At 48.1% G+C, this 8,860-nt stretch carries 8 protein-coding genes; 6 read left to right on the top strand and 2 right to left on the bottom strand.

Features of this window, described 5'->3' with window-relative positions; all coding sequences use genetic code 11:
- The first annotated feature begins 228 nt into the window (after positions 1 to 228).
- From JCM2765_RS15150 to JCM2765_RS15130, 5 genes are all read left to right on the top strand, one after another.
- On the top strand, positions 229 to 1,146 hold the full coding sequence (locus JCM2765_RS15150) for a hypothetical protein (RefSeq protein WP_054737424.1): 918 nt from the start codon (positions 229 to 231) through the stop codon (positions 1,144 to 1,146).
- 8 nt (positions 1,147 to 1,154) lie between these two features.
- Positions 1,155 to 1,748, top strand: coding sequence for a hypothetical protein (locus JCM2765_RS15145; protein WP_054737423.1), 594 nt, complete (start codon positions 1,155 to 1,157; stop codon positions 1,746 to 1,748).
- Positions 1,749 to 2,127: 379 nt separating this feature from the next.
- Positions 2,128 to 3,111, top strand: a complete 984-nt coding sequence (locus JCM2765_RS15140) for a ketopantoate reductase family protein (RefSeq protein ID WP_054737422.1) — start codon at positions 2,128 to 2,130, stop codon at positions 3,109 to 3,111.
- Positions 3,112 to 3,385: 274 nt separating this feature from the next.
- Entirely contained in the window at positions 3,386 to 4,318 is a 933-nt protein-coding gene (locus tag JCM2765_RS15135; protein ID WP_054737421.1) for an NAD(P)H-dependent flavin oxidoreductase, read from the top strand.
- 45 nt (positions 4,319 to 4,363) lie between these two features.
- On the top strand, positions 4,364 to 4,774 hold the full coding sequence (locus tag JCM2765_RS15130) for a peptide deformylase (protein WP_054737420.1): 411 nt from the start codon (positions 4,364 to 4,366) through the stop codon (positions 4,772 to 4,774).
- A gap of 401 nt (positions 4,775 to 5,175) precedes the next feature.
- Here the strand turns inward: JCM2765_RS15130 and JCM2765_RS15125 are convergent, their stop codons facing one another.
- Positions 5,176 to 5,646, bottom strand: coding sequence for a hypothetical protein (locus JCM2765_RS15125; RefSeq protein WP_054737419.1), 471 nt, complete (start codon positions 5,644 to 5,646; stop codon positions 5,176 to 5,178).
- Between the two features lie 226 nt (positions 5,647 to 5,872).
- The gene (locus JCM2765_RS15120) at positions 5,873 to 7,267 is read right to left on the bottom strand and encodes an FAD-binding oxidoreductase (RefSeq protein ID WP_054737418.1); all 1,395 of its coding nucleotides are present in this window, start codon (positions 7,265 to 7,267) and stop codon (positions 5,873 to 5,875) included.
- 222 nt (positions 7,268 to 7,489) lie between these two features.
- On the opposite strand from JCM2765_RS15120, the gene JCM2765_RS15115 reads away from it, so the two are divergent.
- Positions 7,490 to 8,647, top strand: a complete 1,158-nt coding sequence (locus JCM2765_RS15115) for an LCP family protein (protein WP_082405170.1) — start codon at positions 7,490 to 7,492, stop codon at positions 8,645 to 8,647.
- The last annotated feature ends 213 nt before the right edge of the window (positions 8,648 to 8,860 follow it).

Here is an 8,860-nt window from a genome sequence, read left to right as displayed (position 1 = left end):
GGTAACATCGGTAAACCCGCCAGGCCCGGGCGCTTCCCGATGTTACCTTGCACACTGCTCTCAACCCGTCTCGCTCCGCACACTATCGCTGGACACAAGCATAAGTGCGTTACAAAAATACGAATACAATTAAATTGCCAAAAACCGATTGAAAATGACCGCGAATCAAGCTATCATGAATTAACTTAAGCCGTGCCAAAAACACGGCTTCTCCGAGGAGGTTTTGCTTTGGACTTTCAATCAGCATTACGCGCACAGGCGACAACACCAGTGCTTCAACACTTTCGCTTAGGAATCGAACGCGAAGCACAACGAATTACACCAAACGGTGAACTCGCTCATACTGATCATCCGCACAGCTTGGGTGACCGCTCATACCACCCTTTCATCCAAACCGACTTTGCGGAATCGCAACTTGAACTCATTACGCCGGTCGCCACCAGTGTTAGCGAACTATTTGATTGGCTAAGCCTGATCCACCACGTGACCTATCAAAACCTCACGGCCGATGAACGCCTTTGGCCACTCAGCATGCCGCCCATGTTACCTGATAATGAAACCGATATCACCATCGCCAAACTCGCCGATCCAGCTGATGTCGCCTACCGCGAAGGCTTGGCTCAGCGTTATGGGCGTCGCAAACAGATGGTTTCTGGCATTCACTTTAACTTTGAATTTGCGCCAGAACTCGTCACTGCACTATTTGACGCGCAAACTGAAACCGCCGATTTGACCACTTTCAAGACCAACCTCTATTTCAAGGTGACTCGAAACTACCTGCGTTATCGTTGGTTGATCACCTACCTCTTCGGGGCAACGCCAACTAGTGAACCGGGGTATTTTACCGACGACGAACGGCCGCAAGAACCCGTTCGCAGCATCCGTAACAGTCACTTTGGCTATACGAATCACGCTGATGTCCGGGTCTCTTATCAAGACCTGCCGCACTACCTCAACGATTTAACCGACTTAGTTGCGAACGGTCAGTTGTCAAAAGAAAAGGAATTTTACGCCCCCGTTCGCTTTCGGGGTGGTCACCAAGTCAGTGACTTACACCAAAATGGCGTTCGGTACATTGAGTTACGTAACCTTGACATCAACCCCTTCGCTCCCTATGGCGTCAGCCTGACGAAATCACTTTTTTAACAACCTTCATGTTGTACCTGCTTTGGACCGATGAACAAGCGCCAGCTGACCAATGGGTGCAACAGGGCGACCAACTCAACGAGCAAGTGGCCCTCGAAAATCCGCTAACCACGACTGTTGCTCAAGCAGAAGGTCAGCGACTATTGGCTGGCATGTGCAACATGTGTCAGCAACTTCACCTGACCGCCTGTTTACCCGCACTCAATAACGCAACGGCAGCCCTCGCTGATCCTCAACTCACCGTCAGTGGGCAACTTTACCGTCGTAGCCAAGCAAGCACTCAAAAACAGCTGGCTATCACGCTTGCCACCCAACACGCCGCTTGGTTCAAATCAGCCCCGACTAACAATCACCTGTTAAGTCGGCTTTCCGCGCCCCTACAAGCGCTACTGTTAACCGCTATCCAACGTGGCATTAACGTCTGCTGTTTGCCCACTGATGAACCGGAATTACAATGTTGTTTCAATCAGCGCACGATTTACGCTAAAACCGACGCTATTAGTACAAATCAGAAAACTTGGTCCCCCGTTAACCAACTCACCAACGCCGTACCATTAGTTGATGCAGTGATCACTCAGCTCCACCTCTCCGAATCCGCTTAAATTAAAATGATAAATAAATTAAAATAAAATGGCGAATGCATTTGACATTTTTCATTTTAGTGCTAGGATAGAGTCAACTTGATAAGCAATAGCGTTTATGAGGACACAGGTAGTCCCCCTTCAGCGAGTCCGGGTTGGTGAAAGCGGACAATCGACTACTAGATCACCTCAAAGCCCCTCCAGTGAACGGATCAATCTCCTAGTAACCGCAGGCGGAGTCATCCTCCGATATCAATCTGGGTCTGTGTTGGCAGATCGTAAGTGTTAGTCAGTGATGGCTAGCAAACATAAAGGTGGTAACGCATACGTGCCCTTTAGGTCAGATGGCCTAAAGGGCTTTTTTGCTTTCAAAATACATACTATAAGGAAGTCGTTAATTATGAAGTTTACAGTTGTTGGTGCAGGTGCCATGGGTTTACGTTACGGAGTTTTGTTGCAGGATGCTGGGAATGAAGTCGATTTCGTTGACGGTTGGGAACCAAACGTTGAAAAGATGCACGAACAAGGTGGCGTCTACGTATCACGTGATCACGAAGACAAGCACCTCGTTCCGGTTAACGTTTACTACCCAGAAGACTACAAGGGCGATCCGGACTGTTACATCTTCTTCTTGAAGCAAATGCAATTGGCTGACATGTTAAAGCGCTGCGCACACTTCTTCAAGCCAAATCAATACGCCTTCACCTGCATGAACGGGATGGGCCACGTTGAAAAGCTCCTCCAGTATTTCAAACCCGAAAAGGTCATCGCTGGGACTGCGTTGGTTGCCACCGTTTTGAACGGGCCCGCTGACGTTGACTTTATCGGTAAGCGTGGCGCCGGGACCATGAACCTCGCCAACTACACCGAAAAGCCAGATGATTTCACGCACCGCTTAGTTGCTGAATTAGATAAGGCCCAATTCCATCCAAACTTGACGACTAACTTCCGTGGCACGTTGCTTGCCAAAGTCGTCTTCAACTCCGTGGTGAACACCCTTTGCACCATGTTTGAAATGACCATGGGTGAATTTGCCGATTACGAAGGCGCTGATGAGATGAGTCGTCAGTTGATCGATGAAGCCTACGACGTTTGTGAACGCGACGGCATCCAAATGATCAACACCCGTCAAGAAGAGTTGGACAGCGTCAACTACGTCTCAAAAGTCGCCAACCCACTTCACTACCCTTCAATGTACCAAGACATGCATAACTACCGGCCAACCGAAGTTGATTACATCAACGGTTACCTCGTTAAATTAGGTCAAAAGCACAACTACAACGCCAAGACCCACGCCTTCCTGACTCACGAAGTTCACTTAGCTGAACGCGGGAAGCAACGTGAATTACAACAACTGCAATCCCAAGCGGTTGCTGCGCGGTAAAGCAATAATTTGAAAGTCACCTGATTCAGTCATCGGACCGAATCAGGTGACTTTTTTGCTTTAGATTGAAGACTAACTGATCCTATTACAATCTTGTGCCGCTCCTCTCAAAGCCAGCCAATTCCGGTCATAAGCTTATCTTTTTTTGCGCCCGTTCTTCATTCTCACCCAACCATAACCCAAATTTGCGCGACTCCTACTAATTCGTTGCAAGTCCGGCTAAAAGAGCGCAAACTGAAAGCGTTATCAATAATTAAGCTGGAGGTCTCTCACAATGGCTCTGACAGAGTTACTTAATATTAAATACCCCATTATCCAAGGCTCCATGGCCGCCATTTCAAAACACGAACTGGTTGCCGCCGTTAGCAACGCCGGTGGCCTTGGCGTTTTGACTTCGGTTGGGTTTACCCCCGATTCACTTCGTCAAGAACTCGGCGAACTCCGTTATTTAACTAAAAAGCCGTTCGGGGTCAACTTGATGTTACAACAACCCAACATCAATGATTTGCTCCCCGTTTTAATTACCAACCATGTCCCAGTTGTCTTCACTGGCGCTGGAACTCCCGCACCCTTCATGGACAGTTTACTTAATGCTGGGATCAAAGTCATTCCGGTGATTCCAAACGTTAAAATTGCCCAAAAGATGGCCGAAATCGGCGCAACTGCCGTAGTTGCTGAAGGGATGGAATCCGGCGGCCACATTGGCACCGAAACAACCATGACCCTAGTGCCACAAGTCGTTAATGCCGTCGATATTCCGGTTATCGCTGGTGGCGGGATTGCCAACGGTCAAACGATTGCGGCCGCTTTAGCGATGGGCGCTGCCGGGGTTCAAATGGGCACCGTCTTCCTAGCCGCTGAAGAAACCCCAATCAGCGATTACTACAAGAAGTTGATTGTTGCCGCCAAGGATACTGATACGACGGTCACTGGCAGTGGCGCTAACCGAGTTCGGAGCTTAAAAACGCCAATGATCGAAAAAGTTCTTGAACTCACTCAGCAACACGCAGAACCCGAAAAAATTGCCGCTCTCACTGATCATTCACTGGCGAAGGCCATTGACGGTGACGTTGTGAACGGTAGCTTCATGGCCGGTCAAATTGCGGGCGTTGTGGACGCTATCAAGCCCGCTGCACAAATCGTGGAGGAACTTTGGCGCGATGCCATGATTGAATTAACGACAACTAGTCGCACTTGGTTGCCGTAATCTGGTATACTGGTTGCATTCATTTATTAAAGAGGAGCAACCAACATGATTAAACAAATTAACCACAGCCAAGCATTTTTATCGAAAAAGAGTGTGAAGGCAACTAAGATGGACGGCGCCGTGGTCACTGACTTGATGGACACCTTGAAAGCTAACACTGCCCGTTGTGTCGGCATGGCTGCTAACATGATCGGTAGCAACAAGCGGATCATCGTGGTTCAAATGGGCATGTTGTCGATTCCGATGATCAACCCAGAAATCACTAAGAAGAGTGGCCCCTACCAAGCAACTGAAGGTTGCCTATCCTTAGAGGGTCAACGTGAAACGACCCGTTACAAGAAAATCGAACTGCACTACTTGGATCAAAACTTCAAACCACATACGCAAGAGTTTAGCGACTTCACGGCGCAGATCGTGCAGCATGAAGTGGATCATTGTGATGGGGTGTTGATTTAGAGTAGAGTGTGGAACAAAACGGGTTGAAAGCGGAGCCTAAGCCACTCCCGACAGAAAGTCGTGGGTTTCGACTTTGTGTCGGGAGTGGCTTAAGTGCAGCTTTCAGTTTTGTGGAACACGTTTCGGCTCGAGGACAGCAACGTACCTCCGCTAAACAACTTATTTAATCTCAAAACACCAAAAGACACCATGAAAGAATTCCTAATTGTAGGACTTCTTCATGGTGTTTTTTCATGTCATCGGTTGTTAGTCAACAGTGCTTTCCTGTCCTCAAGCCTAAACGTGCTCCACGGGGCAGAGACTTGCACATAGCGCACTTTCACCACAACCCCCAAAGCCCGGGGGTTCTGGCGAAAGTACGCTATGCTCCAGTCTCTAACCGCCCCGTTCCACACTCTCTACTAATCAAACACATCATAATCATCCGACTCATCCGACGAATGAAATTCCGCCAACTTCGCCTTCAATGGCGCCTCATCCGGTTCGCGGTACACTGGCCACTGGCCCAATAGCCGGATTTCATCCAATTCAACTTCATTTTCAATCTCAAACTCATCCCGAAGCGTTTTTTCCAACGCCCGCACAAAGTCGTCAATTTTCTGCAACGCATCGTAATCGCGATCGGCTACCGCTTCATTTTGAAAGTAGTTTTCATAACCCGTTAAAAACTGCCGAATTACCTGATGGAATTTTTGCTCATAAGCTGCTGAAAACTGAAGGTTGCCCTTCGCATCTTCTATAAAATGCGGTGTCTCGGCAACAAACCGCAACCGCAAGAACGGTTGAATCCGCGTCCCCTTCACCACGTTTGCTTGAAGTGTCTGACTGTCACCAAATACACTAACTTCCTTATAAACTGCAGAAATTGCCATAAATGAGAACCTCCTTGTAATCGGGTATCGCACGTTGCGCAATCTTAGCGGTCTAAGGTGCATCCGTTGTCCGGTTTGAACAGCAGCACCTCAATATAACTTTTAGTCACCAAATAACCCCGTTTAAGCAACCTTGTGACCGTTTTCACGTTTCTAACTTTATTATAGCACGACCTAAAAAAGCGTTCAGCCCAAATCTCCGGACTGAACGCTCATTTATCGTTAATTAGTTAATTTTACGCTTTGGATTTAAGAGGTTCATTGGGTCAAACAACGCCTTGATCTGGTGTTGGATCTGATCCACATCTTCACCAAGTTCTTCATTGTTCCACTGATTCTTCAGCATCCCAACGGCATGTTCACCAGAAATCGTACCGCCTAAGTCCAACGTTTTGTGGAACATGAATTGCAACGCCTCAATAACGACCTGTGGCGTTTCGGTTTGTTCCTTTGGCCAAACGATCGTTGGGTGGACGTTCCCGTCACCAGCATGACCAGCAACGTAGATCTTCAAGTTTAACCGTTCGCCAATATCATGAATGTAATCCATCATTGGTGCCAGCTTAGAGAGTGGCATTGCCATGTCTTCCATGATGTGGTTTTGACCTGCAAAGACAGCGGGCAACATGTCACGGCGCAGCTTCTCCAACCCCGCCTGTTCCTTAGTATCCGTTGTGATCTTCACGTTAGCGGCACCATGCTTGTCCATCAGTTCTTCAAGCTTATTGACTACTTCCGGAATTCGGTTATCGACCTTAAAGATCAGCATGGCATCACTGTTTTCACTAAAATGCGTACCTTCATACCGGTCCAACGCCGTAATGGTGTTGCTATCCAGCGCTTCAAGCATCGTTGGGTAAACCCCAGAGATCCGAATTTCAGCAACGGCTTCAGCCAGTTTAGTCATGTTGTCAAAGAAGGCCACCCCCATCGTTGGTTCGCCGATCGGAATTGGCATCAACTTCACCGTAATTTCGGTAATAATGCCAAGCGTGCCTTCGGAACCAACAAACAACTGGGTTAAGTCGTAGCCAAAGGCCTGCTTCAACGTCCGACCACCGATTTTGATTTCGCGACCGTCAGCTAACACAACCTTCAAGCCCAGCACGTTGTCCCTAGTAGCACCGTATTTAACAGTACTCATCCCACCAGCGTTAGTGGCGACATTCCCACCAATGCCTGAAAATGGCTTGGAACCTGGATCTGGTGCGTAGAACAGACCCTCTTTACGAGCCGCTTCATCCAAATCCCCGTTCACAACGCCTGGTTGCACAACGGCAACTGAATCCGCCCGGCTAATTTCAACAATTTGGTTCATCCGCTTAGTCGACAGGATAAAACTGCCTTCAAAACCATCGGCCCCAGCCACAGTACTTGTAAACTGATCTTGTGGAATAACCGAAATGTGGAACTTACGCGCAGCCTTCATAACCCCCTGAATATCTGCCGTTGACCCCGCTTCGATGTAGGCTAACGCCAAGCCACTGCTATCATCACTTAAATGTGGGCTAAACGATTGCGCTTTTAGGGTTTTAGTATCAGTAAACACCTGACCATCGCGGACCTGGGCCCGTAAGAAATCTAAAATCTGTTCGTCACTAAACGCACGAAACACTGTCATCTACTATCAGTCCTTTCAAATTAACGCCTACGTACTTACACATTATAGCGCGCCAGTCCGCGCGAATCACACGATAAGTTTTCAACGTTCCACTTTTTTCATTTTCATTAAGTTCGTTAAGCCTCGTTTAAGTTGCTGATGGTTTACTGTAACAGTTACCTTATTTTGAAATACAATTGAAACCTACTGAACCATTATCAAATCGACCTAAGGAGTTCTTCCATGCAAAATCAGTATCCGAAACACGCTAACCAACGCCCCCGCCGTTCCCGAGTTAAAGTCTTTTTCGCATGGGTGTTCTTCCTCATCCTCGCGGTGGGTGGCGCTAGTGCAACGTACATGTACGTGCAAACCAAAAATAGTCTGGATAAAACCTATTCAGCCGTTAATCAAACGCATAAAACCACCATTACCAGTACCAAACCCATCAGCATTTTATTGCTGGGGACAGATACCGGCGCATTTGGGCGAACCGATACTGGTCGCTCAGATACCATGATCGTCGTCACCATCAATCCTAAGACGCAAAAAACGACCATGACCAGCATTCCGCGGGATACCCTCGCCAAGATATCGGCTACCAGCAGCAGTTCATCTAGCACCCAAAAAATCAACGCTGCGTACACCGTTGGCGGCGCGGGAACTGCTATGAAAACTGTTGAAAAGCTCTTGAACATTCCTATCAACTACTACGTCACGATCAACATGGGTGGCTTACGCAAAATCGTGAACGCGTTGGGTGGTATCGATGTCACCGTACCATTCTCTTGGACGGATTCGCACACCCACATGTCCTTTAAAAAAGGCAAGGCGCATTTAAATGGTAAGCAAGCACTAGCCTTCGCCCGGATGCGTTACGAAGATCCCAACGGTGACTACGGCCGTCAAAAACGGCAACAACAAGTCATTCAGGCCATCATTAAAAAGGTCAATGCCAAGAAGTCGGTCAGCCTCTATAAAAAGCTGCTGAAGTTAGTTTCTAATAACATGCGCACCAACCTCTCCTTCAGCGACATGTTGAAGCTGGCAACCGATGATCAAGCCGCTACGAAAAACATCAAGAAAACCACGCTTCAAGGTGTCGGCGCCTACATCAACGAAGAGTCCTACCAAGTCCCAACCACGAAGGAACTTCAAAAGATCTCCAACCAACTCCGCAGTGAACTCGGACTCGCCCAAGAAACCCTCAGCAACACCAACACAAAGTTAAATAAACTCAACACCGCCGCCGGTTTCGACTGGTCTGGCGATAATCCAACTTACACGCTGTACACGAGCGACTCAACGTCAACTGATACCACAACGACCACTACTGAAGCTGGTGGTTACAACACAACTGGTACTGGAAACGGCGGGCCAAGTACTCAGCCGATGCAGTAGTCACAAAAACGGACTTAGCAAATTGCTAGGTCCGTTTTTGTGCTGTCGCCTGTGTCCAGCGTAAGTGTTGGGTGTGATTTGGGTGTTGGCTGTTTGTCGTTGCTTCGCTCGCCAAAGCCGCACGAAAACCGGCGCTCTCAGGCTACAAAATTCGGCGCCACTTAAACTGTTGTTTCCAGAGTTCCTGAAGTTATAGAAACTTGTCAACTACGT

The sequence above is a fragment of the Secundilactobacillus similis DSM 23365 = JCM 2765 genome, assembly GCF_001311075.1.
In the GTDB taxonomy this organism is placed as follows: Bacteria; Bacillota; Bacilli; order Lactobacillales; family Lactobacillaceae; genus Secundilactobacillus; species Secundilactobacillus similis.
The sequence above is the reverse complement of the archived record's forward strand: the minus strand, read 5'-3'. Positions and strand labels throughout refer to the sequence as shown.

Bases quoted from the DNA above. Each gene is read 5' to 3' on its own strand.
- JCM2765_RS15125 (WP_054737419.1), bottom strand. From the start codon at position 5,646: ATGGCAATTTCTGCAGTTTATAAGGAAGTTAGTGTATTTGGTGACAGT.
- JCM2765_RS15130 (WP_054737420.1), top strand. From the start codon at position 4,364: ATGATTAAACAAATTAACCACAGCCAAGCATTTTTATCGAAAAAGAGT.
- JCM2765_RS15145 (WP_054737423.1), top strand. From the start codon at position 1,155: ATGTTGTACCTGCTTTGGACCGATGAACAAGCGCCAGCTGACCAATGG.
- JCM2765_RS15120 (WP_054737418.1), bottom strand. From the start codon at position 7,267: ATGACAGTGTTTCGTGCGTTTAGTGACGAACAGATTTTAGATTTCTTA.
- JCM2765_RS15140 (WP_054737422.1), top strand. From the start codon at position 2,128: ATGAAGTTTACAGTTGTTGGTGCAGGTGCCATGGGTTTACGTTACGGA.
- JCM2765_RS15135 (WP_054737421.1), top strand. From the start codon at position 3,386: ATGGCTCTGACAGAGTTACTTAATATTAAATACCCCATTATCCAAGGC.
- JCM2765_RS15115 (WP_082405170.1), top strand. From the start codon at position 7,490: ATGCAAAATCAGTATCCGAAACACGCTAACCAACGCCCCCGCCGTTCC.